Annotated in this window: 14 protein-coding genes; 5 read left to right on the plus strand and 9 right to left on the minus strand. The window is 62.6% G+C overall.

Annotated elements, in window-relative coordinates:
* Positions 1–54 precede the first annotated feature (54 nt).
* From GY725_04135 to GY725_04145, 3 genes are read right to left on the minus strand one after another with little or no spacing between them, the layout of a single operon-like run.
* A complete protein-coding gene (locus GY725_04135) occupies positions 55–1,563 on the minus strand; it encodes an aldehyde dehydrogenase family protein (protein ID MCP4003364.1) in 1,509 nt (502 codons plus the stop codon).
* Positions 1,556–2,599, minus strand: a complete 1,044-nt coding sequence (locus tag GY725_04140; protein MCP4003365.1) for an arginine N-succinyltransferase — start codon at positions 2,597–2,599, stop codon at positions 1,556–1,558. Before GY725_04140 ends, GY725_04135 begins: the two co-directional genes overlap by 8 nt.
* Positions 2,590–3,951 carry a M20 family metallopeptidase gene (locus GY725_04145; GenBank protein ID MCP4003366.1) on the minus strand — a complete coding sequence of 454 codons (1,362 nt, stop codon included), beginning with the start codon at positions 3,949–3,951 and terminating at the stop codon, positions 2,590–2,592. The genes GY725_04140 and GY725_04145 overlap by 10 nt, the downstream gene beginning before the upstream one ends.
* Positions 3,952–4,234: 283 nt before the next feature.
* Between GY725_04145 and GY725_04150 the strand changes: the two genes are divergently transcribed.
* Positions 4,235–4,720, plus strand: a complete 486-nt coding sequence (locus GY725_04150; GenBank protein ID MCP4003367.1) for a hypothetical protein — start codon at positions 4,235–4,237, stop codon at positions 4,718–4,720.
* Positions 4,721–4,906: 186 nt separating this feature from the next.
* Positions 4,907–5,584: an NADPH-dependent F420 reductase gene (gene npdG, locus GY725_04155; GenBank protein MCP4003368.1), complete on the plus strand. Its 678-nt coding sequence runs from the start codon at positions 4,907–4,909 to the stop codon at positions 5,582–5,584.
* Positions 5,585–5,598: 14 nt separating this feature from the next.
* On the opposite strand, the gene GY725_04160 is transcribed toward npdG, so the two are convergent.
* Positions 5,599–7,302, minus strand: a complete 1,704-nt coding sequence (locus tag GY725_04160; GenBank protein ID MCP4003369.1) for a DNA mismatch repair protein MutS — start codon at positions 7,300–7,302, stop codon at positions 5,599–5,601.
* A gap of 134 nt (positions 7,303–7,436) precedes the next feature.
* Here GY725_04160 and GY725_04165 point away from each other — a divergent pair, with 134 nt between their 5' ends.
* The gene (locus GY725_04165; protein MCP4003370.1) at positions 7,437–8,780 is read left to right on the plus strand and encodes a beta-glucosidase; all 1,344 of its coding nucleotides are present in this window, start codon (positions 7,437–7,439) and stop codon (positions 8,778–8,780) included.
* A gap of 9 nt (positions 8,781–8,789) precedes the next feature.
* Here the strand turns inward: GY725_04165 and GY725_04170 are convergent, their stop codons facing one another.
* From GY725_04170 to GY725_04185, 4 genes are read right to left on the minus strand one after another with little or no spacing between them, the layout of a single operon-like run.
* Entirely contained in the window at positions 8,790–9,395 is a 606-nt protein-coding gene (locus tag GY725_04170; protein ID MCP4003371.1) for a CoA pyrophosphatase, read from the minus strand.
* A 25-nt stretch (positions 9,396–9,420) separates the two neighbouring features.
* On the minus strand, positions 9,421–10,584 hold the full coding sequence (locus GY725_04175; GenBank protein ID MCP4003372.1) for a hypothetical protein: 1,164 nt from the start codon (positions 10,582–10,584) through the stop codon (positions 9,421–9,423).
* A complete protein-coding gene (locus tag GY725_04180; GenBank protein ID MCP4003373.1) occupies positions 10,584–11,711 on the minus strand; it encodes an acyl-CoA/acyl-ACP dehydrogenase in 1,128 nt (375 codons plus the stop codon). The genes GY725_04175 and GY725_04180 overlap by 1 nt, the downstream gene beginning before the upstream one ends.
* Positions 11,712–11,730: 19 nt before the next feature.
* The gene (locus GY725_04185) at positions 11,731–12,396 is read right to left on the minus strand and encodes a TetR/AcrR family transcriptional regulator (protein ID MCP4003374.1); all 666 of its coding nucleotides are present in this window, start codon (positions 12,394–12,396) and stop codon (positions 11,731–11,733) included.
* A gap of 616 nt (positions 12,397–13,012) precedes the next feature.
* Between GY725_04185 and GY725_04190 the strand changes: the two genes are divergently transcribed.
* Together GY725_04190 and GY725_04195 are read left to right on the plus strand one after the other, a co-directional pair.
* Positions 13,013–15,850, plus strand: a complete 2,838-nt coding sequence (locus GY725_04190) for a vitamin B12-dependent ribonucleotide reductase (GenBank protein ID MCP4003375.1) — start codon at positions 13,013–13,015, stop codon at positions 15,848–15,850.
* 86 nt (positions 15,851–15,936) lie between these two features.
* On the plus strand, positions 15,937–16,203 hold the full coding sequence (locus tag GY725_04195) for a hypothetical protein (GenBank protein ID MCP4003376.1): 267 nt from the start codon (positions 15,937–15,939) through the stop codon (positions 16,201–16,203).
* A gap of 173 nt (positions 16,204–16,376) precedes the next feature.
* Here the strand turns inward: GY725_04195 and GY725_04200 are convergent, their stop codons facing one another.
* A complete protein-coding gene (locus GY725_04200) occupies positions 16,377–17,210 on the minus strand; it encodes a hypothetical protein (protein MCP4003377.1) in 834 nt (277 codons plus the stop codon).
* Positions 17,211–17,302: the final 92 nt, after the last annotated feature.

The following is a 17,302-nucleotide window of genomic DNA, read 5'->3' on the forward strand; positions in this document are numbered from 1 at the left end:
GCCCATCAGGATCGTATGTGTCATCGCGCCCCTCTCGCGTGCCTTCCCTGGAAACTAGCGCGGTTTCGGGAATCCCGGGTAGTTGTGCAATGCGTCGGGTTCCTCGGTTTCCAGGCTCGCGACCGGATAAGTGCAATAGGCTGCCGAAAGCGCCCCCGCTGGACGATCGTTGCCACTCCTCTTGACTCCGCCGAAGGGTAGCTTCGAGGAAGCGCCGACTGTGGTCAGGTTCCAGTTGATCAGGCCCACTCGCGTCTCGCGATGACAGCGCTCGAAGTTTGCACGGTCGGCGCTGAATACACTCGCCACCAGTCCGTAGTCCGTCGCGTCCAGAGCGGCGATGCCTTCATCGACCGTCTGTACTGGGCAGATGAAGATATCGGGCACGAAGTGTTCTTCCATCTGGTAGGGACTCTTGCGCATGGGATCCTGGACGCGGTGGATCGTGGGGCGTACGTAGTGTCCGGGTCGCGTCGATTCACACGGTCCACCTTCGCACAGGAGTTCCGCGCCTTCGTCACGCGCGGCGCGCAAGACCTGCATGTGGCGCTCGCGCGCCCCGGACGAAATCAGAGGTCCCATGAACACGTTTTCGTCGAGCGCATAGCCGACTCCGATGCGACCGAAGATGCGGATCAGTCGCTTGGTCAGTGGCTCGATGACCTGGGGCATCGCGAACACGCGACTCGTGGCGCTGCAACGCTGTCCAGTGGTGGCACAGGCACCAAACGCGATCGCACTGGCGGCTGCATCGACGTCTCCGTCATCACACACCAGTACGCCGTTCTTTCCGCCCATCTCCAGGGCCACGAGTTTATGCGGTTGATCGATCGTGGCTTCCAGGATGCGCCGGCCCACGTGGTAGGAGCCGGTGAAGAGCACGCCGTCCACGTCGGAGTGTTCAGCCAGCTTGGCTCCCTGGGCTCCTTCGCCCTGAACCAGATTGATCACGCCCGCGGGGAAACCCGCGCGCGCCGCCAGTTCGACGTAGAACTGTCCGACCGCCGGGGCGAGTTCGGACGGCTTGAGTACGATCGTATTGCCCGTGGCCAGGGCGGGGGCCACGTGGCCATTGACCAGATGGGCGGGGAAGTTGAACGGACCGTGTACCGACAGCACGCCGCGCGAATGCGCGCGCCAGCGTCCCAGTTGATTTGCCGTCAGTTCGACGCTGCGCTCGCGGACTTCTTCCATTCCCGGTCCGAGAGTGATGCCGATCTTCGCAATCATGGCCGCGACTTCGGTCTTGGCCTCCCAGAGCGGCTTGCCGATCTCGCGCGCGATCAGGTTTGCCATGCCCTCGCGTTCGGCTTCCATGGCTTCGGCGAAGCGCTGCAGGTAGGTCGCGCGTTCCGAGAAGGGAAGGTCGCGCCAGGCCGGCCAGGCGCGCCGCGCGGCATCGACCGCTGCGTCGACCGAAGCCGATGAGTAGGGAAAGGCGCCGGAAAGGGCATCGGTGTCGCCCGGATCTTCGAGTGCGATTTCTCCCTCGGTGTGTTCGGGTAGAACGAACTCCCCGTCGATGAAGTCGCCCCGTGCTTCGAATGGGGATGGATCAGCCATGGCTTTCTCCTCGCTTGCGTTTCGGGGGGAGCGGCGTCAGCGTCAGCTCGTCCCCCGGTGAGATCTCCAGTCGCTCCCATGCGTCCTTGGCCAGGCGCAGTCCGCCGGTGCACGATTCTGCTTTCGCGATCACGCCGCGCAGATGCCCACCTTCTTCGGTCATGACGATCGCATCCGAGGCAGCGTCACCGGGTTCGTTATCGATCAATGTGCCAAATAGCGTGCTGTTGATCGGGATCACGTCGTCGGTGTTCGCACCCACGAAAGGTCCGCCGTCGAACGGATCGATCTCGTCGATCGGCTCGATGCCCGCTCGCTCCAGCAGACTGAGAGCGGGTCGGGTCTCCTCGTGTACTTGCCCGAGCTGGGCCGCCACCTCCGCGTCTAGCAACGATGCGTAGAAGGGCACATCGGGAAACAGGTCGAGGATGAAGCTCTTGTCGGTGGCACTGAGGCGATCTGCGTCGGCGTAGCTCATGCCGGTGAAGTGGCGGCCGAAGGCGTCCCAGAAGGCGCTGCGTCCCCAGGCGTCGAGTGAAGCGCGCATCTCGGCCAGGACGCGATCTTCGAAGCAGCTGCGATGGCGCGCGATATAGGCGAAACGTCCCCACGATAGAAGTGTGCCGGGTCGCCCTCCGCGTCCACGCTCCTTCGGGTGCAGGACCAACGCGCCGAGTTCGGTCGGTCCGTCTGTCGTCGAACCGAGTTGCAGCATCTTGTGTCGCATGGTGCAGACGACGGTTTCCGAGTGACGCACCTCTTCGCCGACACGCAGGAACATATGCGGCATGCCGGGCGTGCCGTGCTTGGACAGGATCGCGCAGGTTCCCACGACCTGATCGGCTTCATTGACCAGTGCAAACTGGTATTCGCGTTCAGCGGATGCCGGTCCGGGCTGACCGAAGGCTCGCGTGGAGCGTTCCAGCCGGGTGGCGAGGAACTCTCGATCGGTCGGCAGGTTGGGACTGTCGAGGAATACGGCCAGTTCGAAGATCGCGTCGAGATCGTCGGGGACGGTGGGACGTATCAAGAACATCGCAGTTCTCCGCCGCTGCACAGCGCTTCGATCGTCAAGCGGTAAAGGTCGCGCGCCTGCGCCAGTTCCGAGATGCGCGTGTATTCATTGGGTCGGTGAACATTGCCTACCGAAGGTCCGGCACCCACGACCACCGCCTCCAGGCCGTTGGCCGAAAGCAGTCCGGCTTCGGTGCAAGTCGCCTTCGTGCCCAGATTCCGGCCGATCCCCAACTGCTCCTGTGCGCAGGCGACCGCCCGGACCAGTTTGGAGTTGAGCGAAGTGGCCAGCGCCGGGTTCGAACGGATGCAACGCACCTCGGCCAACTCTTCCAGTGGACGAACGGCTTCCAGCGGGTCGACTCCCGGGATGGGTCGAAGATCGAAGTAGAAGGAGACTCCGCCTTCGCAGGTCTCGACTCGGCCCAGGCTGCCGACACTGATGTTGGGGTCGAAGCCGATGTTCTTCAGTTCGGACAGCTGTTCCAGCAGGTCTCGCCAGCCGCGGTGAAACTCGAGCAGAGGTTTGGCCGCGCGCATCATCGGGGGGGGTGGCTCGGAGGATGACGCGCGAAGGGATGGAGCTGATGCGTCCGCCAGGCACGCGACCAGCTCACAGTGGTCGGGAACCTTGTTGACCGCGCCGCCACCCGAGATCGAAACGAATCCGGTGACGTCGGGCAGTGTGAGTCGCTCGAGGGCCGCTTCGATCGCATTGCAACCCAGATGCGGAGTACTCGAGTGCGCGGAGTGGCCCGCGAAAAGCTGTTCTTGGCAATATCCGGAATGAGCACCGCAAACGGCTTCGGCCCCCACGCGCGCCTCGAACACCGCGTAGCCCTTGTGCGCGTGAATGGCTTGAAGTTCCGAGGGTTCTCCGACGAGCGCGTAACGGAAACCTTCTGCCAGTCCCTGGTCGACCAGCCAGCGCGCGCCGACCAGACCGATCTCTTCGGCGAAGGTTCCCACCAGTCGGATCGGTCGCTGCAGGCGATCGCGATCGATCGAGGCCAGCGCGTGTGCCTTGCACACGAAGTCGACTTTCGCGTCCGCGGATCCCAACCCGTAGAGTCGATTGCCTTCTTCGGTCGGGGAATACGGGTCACCCCCGGTCGCGGTCCAGGCCTTTGCATCGCCCGGCGGCACGGTGTCCAGATGCGTGATCATCAACAGGCCGTCATCGCGATCGGCGGGGCCGATGTCGGCGATCACCGCGCGGTGTTGCACGCCGTCGACCACGACCGTCTCGCTGCGCGCAGGAATGCCCAGCTCCTCGAGGAGCTCGATTGCCTGCTCGGCAATCGCCTCGTTTCCCATTCGCGACACCGATGGCGTTGCGATGAAACGTTTGGCCCAGGTGACAAGTTCCAACATAAGCGTCAGCTCCGCGCATCGGCCCGGGAGCTCTCCGGCTTGACCGCATTCGCCAGCAGGCCACTCCTGAGACCGCACCCGGATCGGCCCAGCGCCGTCCGGGTTGCGACACGGCTGCCGATCAGCGCCACCGGCAGTTCCCGGTTCGATCAGATAAACGCTTTTAAAACAGGTATTTACGATGTTTCAGCGAGTTTTGAAACAGCTGTGTACGCGAACTCCGCAACCCCGGAAACCCAGATGAGAGCCCCGAACGGGGCGCAGCAAAGCGGAGGTAATCCAGATGTCGAACCCAGATACACAAGCGAAGTCCTTCACTCGTATTGGACGCACGGGCGTCCGAGTTCTTCTACCGGCAGGCCTGGTTCTGGGCCTGTTGATTGTCCTGGCGCCTTCGGGCGCGCGAGCCGGTGACGAGTTCGAAGACGGCTTCAAGAGCGAACTCGGGCGAATCGCCGCTCACGAGGCCTTTGGGCTGGGGAAAGGCGTGCTCGGCCAGGTGATCCACGGCGGTCACCAGCGCGCCGGTCGCCACGATGACCACCGAGGCGGGCATCGGGCTTCGCCCAAAAAGAAGCATCACCGCCCCCGCTATCGGGAGAACTGGCACTACGGCCATCGCGACAACCGGCACGGTCAATACTACCGATCGCACTCTCACTGGTCCCATAACTACAAGCGCCGGCATCGGCACTGGAGGCGGCATCATCACAGCGGACGCCGACACCATGGCGGTCACCACCGACACGGACGGAGCTGTCGCCACTAGCCATAGGCCGTGAAGCCCGGCCCCGGACGACCCGCGGGAGGCACGAGCCTCTCGCGGGTTTTCTGTTGGACCCCAAATTGCCGCGCTGAGAAGACTCGGCTCATTCGCGTAGGATCTGGCCGCCGGGTAGGATTTGGCCGCATGGCCGCCGCGGACAGAAGAGTGCAGGCCGGGGAGAAGCAGGAAATGGCGAAGGAAACGGTGGCGATACTCGGTGGTACCGGAGAGCAGGGGTTGGGGCTGGCGTATCGCTTTGCCAAGGCGGGTCGGTCCGTGGTGATCGGCAGCCGCAAAGCAGAGCGAGCCGTGACCGCTGCAGACGAGGTGCGCGAGAAAATCGAGGGGTGTGACATCAAGGGTTTCGAGAATGCCGAAGCCACCCGGGCGGCCGTAGGTGGCATCGTGATTCTATCGGTGCCTTTCGAGCACACGGCCGGAACCGTCAAGGCGATCCGGGACGAATTGACGCCCGAGACGGTCGTGGTTTCGATGGGTGTTCCGCTCGCGACAGCCGTTGGCGATGTGGCCGGTCGCGTGGTCGGGGTATCCCAGGGATCCTGCGCCGAGATGTGCCAGGCGCTGGTGCCCGATGGGGTGTCGGTGATCTCGGCGTTCCAGAACATCGGCGCGCATCGTCTGCTCGAACTGGATCAATCGGTGGAGTGCGATGTGATCATTTCGGGTGCGAAGCAGCCCCGCGAACGCGTCATGGTGCTCTGCGACGATATTCCGGGGACGCGTGCGATCAACGGCGGCCCGCTGTACAACGCGCGCTACGTGGAGCAGTGGACTGCGCTGCTGATCGGCATCAACATCCGCCACAAGATCCGCGAGGGTACCGGCTTCCGGTTGACCTATATCTGAATGCGCCCGAAGGCTCAGACCTCGAGTCCGACCGCTCGCATCAGTTCGAGTGCATTGCTATGTGTGACCACGCCTTCGCGGAGCGTGTAGTCGAACACCATCTTGCCGTCGACGAGCTGGTCTTCGAAGTGCACGTTTCTCGCGCGGGAGCCGATGCGTCCCACCATTTCGGTCAGTGCTAGATCGTGGGTCGTGATCAGGCCGATTGAACCGTGTTCGACCAGACCCGCCACGACCTCGCTCGCGCCGATACGCCGATCGTGCGAGTTCGTTCCCTGCAGGATTTCGTCGAGCATGAAGAGCAATGGAATCGGGCCTTCTCGCAGTTCGACCACTCGCTGCAGGCAAGTGATCTCCGCGTAGAAGCGCGAGGTGCCATCCTGGATCGAATCCTGGATGCGCAGTGACGCGCCCAGGGCCAGTGGCGATAGTGTCAGGTCCCTCGCACGCACCGGAGCACCCGCCAGCCCCATGGCCACACTGCTGCCGATGCTGCGCAATAGGGTGCTCTTGCCCGACATATTCGATCCACTGATCACGATCAGTGAGAGTTCGCCGTCCAGGCGCACGTCGTTGCGCACGCAGCGCTGTTCCGGAAGCAGCGGGTGTCCCAGATCGTGGGCATCGTAGTACGGTCCCGCGTCGACGATCTTCGGGAAGGCGTCGTCGGGGTGTTCGAAGGCGTGTCCGGCCAGATCATCCAGCGCTTCGAGCGTGCCGACGGCCTCGATCCAGGGCGCCAATCGTCGGCCGCAGTGACTGCGCCAGGTTTCGATCGCGTAAGCGAGATGCGTACCCCAGAGCAGGAATGGAGATAGCGGCGCAAACATCTGATTGCGCCGCGCGTCGAGCAAGGTGATCAGGCGATTGAGTCGCGCCACCTGAGCCGACGGAGGCAGACCTTCGGTGTCCAGTGTCGCGCGCAATTCCGCAAGCATCGGAGACTCGAAGTTCTCGGGCTCGATGCGCTCGAGCAGCGCGTACAGCAGTCCCAGGTCGGTCGCCGGTCGTTCGACGTCGTGAAGGACCGCGGAGACGCGTTTGCGCAGGATCAATCCGAAGACGCCCTGTATCGCGAGCACGCCAAACAAGGGACCGAGTCCGATTCCCCCGAAGATGCTCGCGGCCAGCGCGCCGAACATTCCCGCGCTCAAAGCCATCGCGAGCCCTCGGGCCGGACCGCCGGGCAGTACGCGTTCCGCCGTTCCCCATTCGACCAGCGGATCGGGGTGCAATCCCGCAACCACTTCTGGGCCGAGCACCGCCATGTCTTCGCGCAGGTCGAGCCGATCGCGAAGCTCTTTCACGGCCCCCTGACGCGCTCGAATCTCGTCGGGAGCCGCGGGGCCGCTCAGCCAGGCCGCCAGTCGGTCTTCGCCGGCCCGCGTCTGGGCGCGACAGAGCAACTCGTAGATCGACCCGCTTCCGAAAAGATCCAGGTGGCCCGTATACGGATGTTCGGGGGAGGCGTAGCGCTCACCGCTCTTGCCCGTGCCGGTGAAGCGGTAGTCCAGTCGAGCCAGGCCGGCTTCGTAGTGTGCGACTGCGCGCTCCGCCCGCAGATGGTTTCGGCGCGCGCTGTCGTGGCGCAGTACGAGTGCGACGAACAGCGCAACGGGTAGGGCCAGCCACCAGGCCGAGAACAACTCGCGGCTCAGCGACAACCAGACGAAGATCAGCCCGACCCCGAACACGATCAGGCGCGCATTCGAAAGCAGGCGTTTGCGCGCATAGGCGGCCGCAGCGCTCTCTCGACGCTTCGCAAGCCGACTCTCGTATTCTTCCCGAACGGGCAACATGGATGCGGAGAGTAAGTGAGGCCCGCGTCTCTCGCACCCTGATACCATGAGGCATGGCATTTCAGAGCTTTCCAGAGGGGTTCGAGTGGGGCGCGGCCACCGCGGCGTACCAGATCGAAGGGGCGGCCTTCGAAGACGGCAAGGGCCTTTCGATCTGGGATACGTTCTGCAGGCAACCCGGGAAGATTGAGACAGGCGAGACAGGCGACGTCGCCTGCGACCACTATCACCGCTATCGCGGCGATGTCGCCCTGATGAAGCAACTCGGCCTGCAGACCTATCGCTTCTCGATCTCCTGGCCGCGGGTCTTCCCCTTCGGTTTCGGCGTGCCCAACGAGAAGGGCATCGATTTCTACAGCCGCCTGGTCGACGAGCTGCTGGCCGTCGGCATCCAGCCCTGCGCGACGCTCTACCACTGGGACCTGCCCCAAGCGCTCCAGGATCTCGGCGGCTGGGCGAATCGCGATGTGACGAGTCATTTCGCCGACTACGGTGCCGTCCTTTTCGACCGCCTGGGCGATCGAGTTTCGCGCTGGATCACGCACAACGAACCGATCGTCACCGCGAATTTCGGCCATCGGGTCGGCGCGCTCGCTCCCGGTATTCGCGACCTGAGCGTGACGACGCGTGTGATCCACCATCTTCTGCTCTCGCACGGAAGAGCTGTCGCCGCATATCGGGCGAGCGGGCGCGGGGGAGAGATCGGTATCACGAATGCGAACACGAGTTTCGAAGCGGCCTCCGATGACGCCACGGACGCGCAGGCCGTCGAGCTCGCGCGTGATTTCGACACGCGAGTCTGGCACGGACCCGTCTACGGGCGCGGTTATCCCGAGTCGGTCGCCAAGTTCTACGAATCCCGCGATGCGGCTCTGCCCGTGGAGGACGGGGACCTCGATGAAATCGCCGCGCCGACCGACTTTCTGGGCGTCAATCTGTACAGCCGGGCTCGCATCCACGCCGATCCCACGGTTGGAATCGGCTACCGCCGCGCGGAGCCGATCCTGCCAACTACTCCGATGGGCTACGAGAAAGCGCCGCACGCACTCGGTGACTTCGTGCGCTTCATCTCCCGGGAGTACGACCGCCCGAAGATCTACGTGACCGAGAACGGTGTGTGCGACAACACGGGCAAGATCGACGGGACGATCGACGACGAAGATCGTGTCGAGTTGCTGCGCGGCTTTTTGTCGGGACTGTCGAGCGCGATCTCCGACGGAGATGCGGACGTGCGCGCCTATTACGTCTGGTCATTCCTGGACAACATGGAGTGGGCCTTCGGGTACAGCCGACGCTTCGGCATCGTACACACGGACTTCGAAACGCTGGAACGCACTCCCAAGGCAAGCGCGGCCTTCTACTCCAAACTGATCGAGGACAACGGCTTCGAAAGCTGAGACGGGTCTCTAGCGCCAGGCAAAGACCGGTTGTTCGTAGTGAAACACCCGGGTGTGCCGGCCGTGGAGTGCGACCTCCCGGAACTGGAAGAGCATGGCCGCCGTCGGCGCGTGGATGGTGGTTTCCAGTTTCTCGAAAGGGATCGAGAGCAAGGTGTGGCTGCTCTCGGGGATGCGCGAGAGCTCGGGGACGCCGGGTTCGTCGAGGTCGTCGACGGGTACGCGGAAAACCGCCGCGACCTCGTCCGGGTTGGGTACCGGTTGTGAGGCTCCCGCTCCCCAGACCACGACGGGCGTGATCAGATAGCCCGAACGCGTGGCGAAGTCATCGAGTTGACCCAGGGCACTGTCTCCCGGGAGGTCCAATCCGACTTCTTCGTGCAGTTCGCGCAGGGCCGTCTGTTCGGGGGTTTCGCCCGCATCCATGCGTCCACCGGGGATCGCCCACTGCCCGCCATGGGAACGCAGGTCTTCCACGCGTCGGGAGATCACGAAGCAGGCCTCGCCCTGATCATCGGCGACTACGGTGAGTGCTACGGCTGCGCGTCGCAGATCGTCGCCACCGGTCGGGATGCGCTCGAACGCACCCAGGTGGCCGACGATCCGCTCGCGCAGTTCGTTGGCGAACGCAGTCAACGGATCAGTCTTTCGGCAAACCGAGGATGCGCTCCGCGATGATGTTCTTCTGGATATTCGGCGTACCGCCGCCGATCACCACGTCGGGCCAGTTGAGTGCGCCGGTCTGCCACTTGCCTCCGTCGACCGCAGCGTCGGAACCGGCGCGATAATGCCCCGTGCTGCCCAGTAGATCGAGCGCGAAGTCGCCCATCGTGACCTCGAGTTCCGCACGATGCAGCTTGTTGACCGAGGTCTCGCTCGACAGCGGTTCGCCCTTGAGCTGCTTGGTCAGGTAGCGCATGCCGTTTAGGCGCATGGCTTCGATCTGGGCTTCGAAGCGGGCGATGCGACCGCGCACACGCGTGTCTTCGGTTGCCGGTCGCCCGTTCTTGTTCGTCTTGCGCGCCAGTTCTTTCAGCTCTTCGAGCTTGCGGATCATTCCTGTGACTTCGGCGATTCCGGAGCGCTCGTTGGCGAGCGCCGAGATCGTCACCTGCCAGCCCTGGCCTTCTGCGCCCAGACGGTTATTGACAGGCACCCGCACATCGTTGAAGAACACCTCGGCGAACATCGATCCGCCCGACATGTTCTGGATGGGTCGGCGTTCGATGCCCGGCGAATCCATCTTCACCAGCAAGCAGGTGATGCCGTCGTGCTTGACCGCCGGCTTCGGATCCGTGCGAACCAGCAGGATGATCCACTCCGCCCACATCGCGAGCGAGGTCCAGATTTTCTGGCCGTTGACCACGTACTCATCGCCTTCGAGCACACCCTTGCACTGCAGCGATGCCAGATCGCTGCCGTAATCGGGTTCGGAGTAACCGGTGCACCACTGGTACTTTCCGTCGAGGATGTCGGGAATGAAGCGTTCTTTCTGCTCTTCCGTTCCGTACTGCACGATCGAGGGTCCCACCCAGGCCAGACCCATGAAGCAGGTGCCGAGCGCCGGCGCGCGTCGCTTGGCCATTTCTTCTTTCAGGATCACCTGCTCGACGATCCCGCCGCCGCCGCCGCCGACCTCCTTGGGCCAGGAGAATCCCACCCAGCGCTTTTCGCGCACCTTGGCATTCCACTCCATCAGGAACACGGGATCGTGACGGTCCGCGCCTTCGGGCAGATTTTCGTCCAGGAACGCTCGGACTTCGTCGCGGAACTTCTCTTCTTCTTCGTTGAAGTTGAAATGCATTACAGACCTCCCAGGGATGCCACGCGTTCGTAGTGATGATCGGCGTCGCCAAACATCGGGCGCGCCCACTTCGATCGCTTGAGATAGAGCTGAATATCGTACTCGGCCGTGTAGCCGACCGCGCCGTGCAATTGCACTCCGTCGATGCCGATGCGCGTGAACGCGTCGGTCGCGTACGCCTTGGCTAGCGACACAGAACGCTCGGCTTCACCCGGACTCTCATCGATCGTCCAGGCCGCGTAGTACACCATCGACTTGAACGACTCGACGTCAACGTACATTTCCGCGAGCGGATGCTTCACGCCCTGATACCTGCCGATCGGATCGCCGAACTGGATGCGGTCCTTGGCGAACTGCACCGTCATGTACAGCGCGCCCTCTGCAGCACCGACCATTTCGGCGGTGACCGCGATCGCACCGCGGTCGAGCAGGCGCGAGATCAGCGGCCAGGCCTGGCCAGCGGTTCCGAGTACGGCGTCGCTTGCAACGCGCACGTTTTCGAGCGACAGGCTGCCGACGCGCTTGGTCTGGTCGATGCCCGGGAAGCTCTGCGCGTTGACTCCCTCGGCGTCGCGTTCGATCACGGCCAGTCCAAGGTCTTCGGCACCTTCGCCCGTGCGGAATGCGACCACGAAATGAGTGGCTGCACCGGCGTCGTTCACGAAGCTCTTCTCGCCGGTCAAGATGAAGTCATCTCCGTCGGTCTTGGCGAGCAGCGTGATTCCGTCGGCAGACAGAACGTCGACCTGCTCGAGCAGCGCCAGGGTTCCGATGGCGCTGCCGTTGGCCAGTGCCGGTAACCAGGCTTTCTTCTGCTCGTCATTGCCCGCTTCCAGAATCGCGGCTGCGGTCAGCGTCGTGGAGATGAAAGGGGAAGGGAACAGGCTGCGGCCCGTCTCCTCCAGCAATACGACCAGATCCACCCAGCCCAGTCCCGCACCCCCGTACTCTTCGGGGATCGTCAGACCTAGCCAGCCGAGTTCGGCCAACTGCGTCCAGAGTTCGGCCGAGTAGCCGGACTCGCTCTCCATGATCTTGCGCACCTGTTCCATCGGGCACTGGTCGTCGAGGAACTTGCGGACCTCGGAGCGCAGCAATTCTTGTTCTTCGGTGAATCCGAAATTCATCTGGGGGTTTCCTCCTGATTCATGAGCGCCGTTCGAGGAACAGCGCCAGGCATTCCGAGAGCCGCCGCGAAAGTGTGTGCGGTTGCGGAAAATCGAACACGTAATCGGCCAGGATCTTCAGGATGGTTCCCTGAAGGACCTGGGCGAGATGGTCTGCGGGCAGCGCACGCGTGATTTCTCCGCGCGCCTGACCTTCTGAAAGGATTCGTTCGAGGATTCGAAAACCCGACGTGGCGGCGGCGCGACGCTCGCCGTTGGCGCCTCGGTTAAGCGAACCGGTTGCGAAAATCGCACGCCAGAGCTGACGGTCGCTCTCGACGCCGGCGGAGACGCGATCCAGGAAAGCCCGCAATTGCTCGACCGTGCCTGATTGCCCGGCGGTGTGCGATCGCCCCGCCGTGCCCGGTGAATCGGAATCCTCGGCCTGCTCCGGCTTGCTCTCCAATAATTCGCGCGATCGTTCCAGGGCCAACCTGGCCACTTCCGCGAGCACGGCGTCCTTGGAGCGAAAGTAGTTGTAGAAGGTCGCGGGACTGATCTCGAGTTCTCCCACGATCTGCTCGACGGTCGTTTCGGGATAGCCCCGCGAGCGGAACAGCCGCACGGAGGTATCGAGGATCTGCTGACGAAGGCGCGCCTTCTTGCGCTCCCGAAGACCCCCGGACGCAGTCGCGACGGGGGTCATGACCGTTGCCATGACAGGCGCAGCGAGAGGTGTCGCGGCGGGCCGACCGAAGGGCTCGCGGTACCGGGCAGATCGAGTTTCAAAGAGGTTCCAAAAAATTGGATGATCTCAATTATTACAGAATCCGCGAGAAAATGGGGATCGGGCGTTTTCCGAAAGGATCAAATATTGAAAGACGAACAAAATCGCAGGCTTACAAATCCGTGTTGCAAGCCTGAACCCGCTCGCAGGTCCGGATGTGGACTGGGGGCTTTCAGCCCCGACCGCGAAACCTCAGTAATCTCAATATCTTGGCGCTCACGCAGAGACAAGCCCAAGATATTGTGTGTCGACGTATTGACCGGCGCCGTTCTCGGGTCCAAAATCAGCGTTGGGAATCAAGGATTCTCTTCGGTGCCAGGGGGGGCTACGGGCGCCACGAGAGAAACGGGTTCGGGGGCTCTGGAGGAGGCCCTGGGCTCGGAGGCCCCGAGGTTCGGGGCCTTTCCTTGAACCCCCTCCAAGAGTCGCGGAGGCGGTGCGACGGGATCGAGACAGGACCGAGAGCGGAAGAAAATCCCGGGTGTGAGAGGCCGGGATTGAGGCAAACCAAACGTCGGGCCCAGGACGGCTCGCAATGGAATGGTGTCGCCCGGTGTGTGCCGGATGGCAGAAAGGCAATGGGGGAGTACGAGTGGAAGATGTCAGGTTGCGCGAAGGGACGAGCGAACAGACGAAGGCCGGCCGATCGAACGGTACGGCTGGTGACAGCCCGAGAATTCCGATCCGTCGTCACTTTACGCGCGCCGGCGAAGACGTCTTCGAGAATGTCGAGTGGGAACTGCGCTGTGCAAAGATCCAGGGAGACGGCGGCGAAGTCGTTTTCGAGCAGGACAACGTCGAAGTTCCCAAGAGTTGGTCGATCATGGCGACGAATATCGTCGCCTCGAAGTACTTCCGCGGTCATCTGGGCACGCCTCAGCGCGAGTCGAGTGTCCGCCAGCTGATCGGTCGCGTAGTCGGAACGCTGCGCCGCTGGGGCCGCCAGGGTGGCTACTTCACAGACGAAGAGCAGGAGCAGATCTTCGCGGATGAGCTGAGCTACCTGCTCGTGCATCAGCGCGTGTGTTTCAACTCACCCGTGTGGTTCAACCTCGGTGTCGTCGAGCCCGATGGTCGCGAAGTTCCTCAGCAGGCCAGCGCCTGTTTCATCAACTCGGTCGAAGACAATATGGGATCCATCATGGATCTGGCGAAGACCGAAGCCCTGCTTTTCAAGGGTGGATCCGGATCTGGTTCGAATCTGTCGACGATCCGCAGCTCGCGCGAAACGCTGGGCGGCGGTGGCGTAGCCAGCGGGCCGGTCTCTTTCATGAAGGGCTTCGACTCATTTGCTGGCGTGATCCGTTCGGGTGGCAAGACGCGCCGCGCGGCCAAGATGGTCATCCTGAACGCCGAGCATCCCGATATTCTCGATTTCGTACGTTCCAAGTCCGATGAAGAGAGGAAGGCCTGGGCACTGATCGACGCCGGTTACGACGGGCGTTTCAACAAGGTCGGTGGTGCCTACGACTCGATTCAGTACCAGAATGCGAACCACTCGGTTCGGGTAACCGACGCGTTCATGAAGGCGTCCGAGAACAACGGCACCTGGCAGACCCGCGCCGTCGTATCGGGTGAGGTCGTCGATACCTACGAGGCGCGCGACGTCCTGCGCGAGATCTCCGAGGCTGCGCGCGTCTGCGGCGATCCCGGACTCCAGTACGACACGACGATCAATCGCTGGAACACGGTCAAGAACTCGGGTCGCATCAATGCGACCAACCCGTGCAGTGAGTTCATCTTCCTGGATGACAGCGCCTGCAATCTGGCTTCGTTCAACCTGCTGAAGTTCACGGATGACTCGCGCACGTTCCTGACCGAGGATTTCGAGCAGGCCGTCGACACGATGATTCTCTCGATGGAGATCATCGTCGACTTCGCCGACTATCCCACACAGCTCATTGCGGACAACAGTCGCGCATATCGCCCGCTCGGCCTGGGTTACGCGAATCTCGGCGCCCTCATCATGCTCAATGGCCTCGCCTACGACAGCGACGAGGGGCGCAATCTCTGTAGCGCGATCACATCGTTGCTCTCGGGTCGTTCCTATCGACGTTCCGCCGAGATCGCGGCGCGAATTGGCGCTTTCGAGCAGTTCGAGAAGAACCGCGCCTCCTTCCTCGAGGTGATCGGTCTCCACAAGGAATACGGGGATCGCGTCGGGACGGCGGTTCCCAAGGATCTGCACTCCGCAGCGGAGGCTTCGTGGCACGAAGCCTACGAACTCGGGCGGCGTGTCGGTTTCCGCAACGCGCAGGTCACCGTACTCGCGCCCACCGGAACGATCGCCTTCATGATGGACTGCGACACGACCGGCATCGAGCCCGACATCGCACTGGTCAAGTACAAGCAGCTGGTGGGTGGAGGCGTGCTGAAGATCGTCAACCAGACGGTCTCTCCGGCGCTTCGCAAGCGCGCCTACTCCGAAAAGGAGATCGAGCAGATCATCGCCTACATCGACGAACACGACACGATCGAAGGTGCGCCGGGCCTGAAGGACGAGCATCTGGCGCTATTCGATTGCGCATTCACATCGGGTCGCGGGCTTCGCTCGATTCACTACATGGGGCATATCCGCATGATGGCGGCCGCCCAGCCCTTCCTGTCGGGTGGCATCTCCAAGACGGTCAATCTGCCGGGCGAGTGCAGCGTCACGGACATCGAAGAGGCGTATATCGAAGGCTGGCGTATGGGCCTGAAGTCGCTCGCGGTCTATCGCGACGGTTCCAAGCGCACCCAGCCGCTGAACACCCGGGCAAAGGAAGTCGAGGAGTCCGAAGAACAGGTCGCCGTCGCCGAGGCGAAGCCGCTTCGCCAGAAGCTGCCCGACACGCGCGAAGCGGTGACGCACAAGTTCTCGATCGCGGGGCACGACGGCTATCTGACGACCGGCCTGTACGAAAACGGCCAGCCCGGCGAGGTGTTCCTGAAGATGGCCAAGGAGGGTTCGACCATCTCCGGACTCATGGACACTGTCGCGCTGATGACTTCGATCTCGTTGCAGTACGGAGTTCCGCTCAAGGCGCTGGTCGACAAGCTCAGTCACACGCGCTTCGAGCCCTCGGGCTTCACGCAGAATCCCGAAATTCCGTTCGCCAAGTCGGTTACGGACTACGTATTCCGCTGGCTGGGCCTGAACTTCCTGTCGACGGAAGCGGCGACGGAAGACGTTCAGGAGACGCAGGCGGAAGCAGTGGGTCTCGAGGTCAGCAGCGAGAAGCTGGTTCCTATTCGCGGAGGTAGCGTGGAGGAGTCGAGCCAGTCCTGGGGGCAGGAGGACGCGCCGCCCTGCATGGTCTGCGGTTCGATCATGGTTCGCGCGGGAGCCTGCTATAGCTGCCCGTCCTGTGGAGAGACCGGAGGTTGCGGCTGATCCGCCAAGTTTCGACCGGGATCGCGCTCGCTGCATTGTTATGCAGCGCCTGCGCGAATCCCACGGGGTTCAAGGACGGAGCGGTAATCGGCGGCGCGATCGGAGCCGGAGGTGGCGCAATCGTCGGCGACTCCGATCGCGGCCAGGCGTCGCTGATCGGTGCGGCCGCCGGAATACTGATCGGGGGTTTGATCGGTACTTTCTTCGCCGACCCGGAAGCCCGCGGACCGGATCGCGACTCCGACGGGATATCCGATCCTCAGGACAATTGTCCTGAGGTTGCGAATCGGGATCAGCAGGATTCGGATGGGGATGGTCGGGGAGATGTTTGTTCTGTGGGGCGGCGTCCGTAGCTTGATTTTGCATCGAGGCAGGTGAGTCGGTCGAACGCCACCCCCGCCGGTCATGCTCCGCGCGCTTCGTTTGGACCTTGCAGCGCTCTTTGGTGGCTCCGAAACGCCCGGCGGGGGTTGCTTCCGACCTCCACGCCGCACTCCGACCTGTTGTCGATGTTTGTGTCTCTCGACTACGACGCTCTGGCACGCCGAACGAGTAGGAGCACGGCGCAGACCAGGGGAACGATCAGACCCAAGTGCCGACTCTCCGGCAATGTCCAGGCAGCGCACTCCGTATAGTCAATACACTCGTGCCTGATGGTGGTCTCGATGTGAATTCCATTGACTCCGAGGCCGTTCAACTCCAGAGCCAGCTCAATAGCATCCCAAGGCGGATCCATAATGGCCCATGCCCCAACTGGAAAAACGACATCCGTTGGATCACTCGGATTCCCGGCAAAAGGTCCCTGGAACAACACTGTTGGCACCGACGGATCTTCGGGGTGAGGCCCCAGTACTAAGCCCTGCGAAAACGCGTCCGAAAAAGGCTGTGCAACACCATCGACCGAGAAGTGCACCCGGAAGTCATCGTACATTGGGCTGGAACCGAACACGTTATACACCACCTCGCCCTGGGGATTCAGCGAGAAGTTCAAACCTGCAATAGAAAGCAAAGGCCCCGTTTGCGTGCCCGGCACCGTACTACTGAAACTCACCGGACTCGTAATATCGAACTTGAGTCGTGCGGTCTCTATTAGGGAACCGCTGGCTTGGACTTCTTCCGAACTGAGGATTGTCACGGATTCGGTTACTGTGAGAGACGTTCCCGCGACAGGATCGGGTTGTCCATCAAATGGAACTGAGGCAGATACCGTTCCGGAGGCTCCACCGAAGTTCGTAACTTCGATCGTGAAGTCTGTTCCGAAAGGCAGGGTGCTTGCCCCAGCACGATCAGCAACCGCGCCGATCATCATCACCAAGGCCATCAGTGCGAAGCAATTCAACAATCTCACTGCTACCGCCATGACCCTTCCTCCAGTCCAATGACCCGGGACATCCTTAGTCAACCCTATCAGGTGTACACCCCACACCAAAGGAATTCCTCTCCACCACGCCA

It is taken from the genome of bacterium (assembly GCA_024226335.1).
Classification (GTDB): domain Bacteria; phylum Myxococcota_A; class UBA9160; order SZUA-336; family SZUA-336; genus JAAELY01.

Bases quoted from the DNA above. Each gene is read 5' to 3' on its own strand.
- GY725_04135 (MCP4003364.1), bottom strand. From the start codon at position 1,563: ATGGCTGATCCATCCCCATTCGAAGCACGGGGCGACTTCATCGACGGG.
- GY725_04140 (MCP4003365.1), bottom strand. From the start codon at position 2,599: ATGTTCTTGATACGTCCCACCGTCCCCGACGATCTCGACGCGATCTTC.
- GY725_04145 (MCP4003366.1), bottom strand. From the start codon at position 3,951: ATGTTGGAACTTGTCACCTGGGCCAAACGTTTCATCGCAACGCCATCG.
- GY725_04150 (MCP4003367.1), top strand. From the start codon at position 4,235: ATGTCGAACCCAGATACACAAGCGAAGTCCTTCACTCGTATTGGACGC.
- npdG (MCP4003368.1), top strand. From the start codon at position 4,907: ATGGCGAAGGAAACGGTGGCGATACTCGGTGGTACCGGAGAGCAGGGG.
- GY725_04165 (MCP4003370.1), top strand. From the start codon at position 7,437: ATGGCATTTCAGAGCTTTCCAGAGGGGTTCGAGTGGGGCGCGGCCACC.
- GY725_04175 (MCP4003372.1), bottom strand. From the start codon at position 10,584: ATGCATTTCAACTTCAACGAAGAAGAAGAGAAGTTCCGCGACGAAGTC.
- GY725_04180 (MCP4003373.1), bottom strand. From the start codon at position 11,711: ATGAATTTCGGATTCACCGAAGAACAAGAATTGCTGCGCTCCGAGGTC.
- GY725_04185 (MCP4003374.1), bottom strand. From the start codon at position 12,396: ATGACCCCCGTCGCGACTGCGTCCGGGGGTCTTCGGGAGCGCAAGAAG.
- GY725_04190 (MCP4003375.1), top strand. From the start codon at position 13,013: ATGGAATGGTGTCGCCCGGTGTGTGCCGGATGGCAGAAAGGCAATGGG.
- GY725_04200 (MCP4003377.1), bottom strand. From the start codon at position 17,210: ATGGCGGTAGCAGTGAGATTGTTGAATTGCTTCGCACTGATGGCCTTG.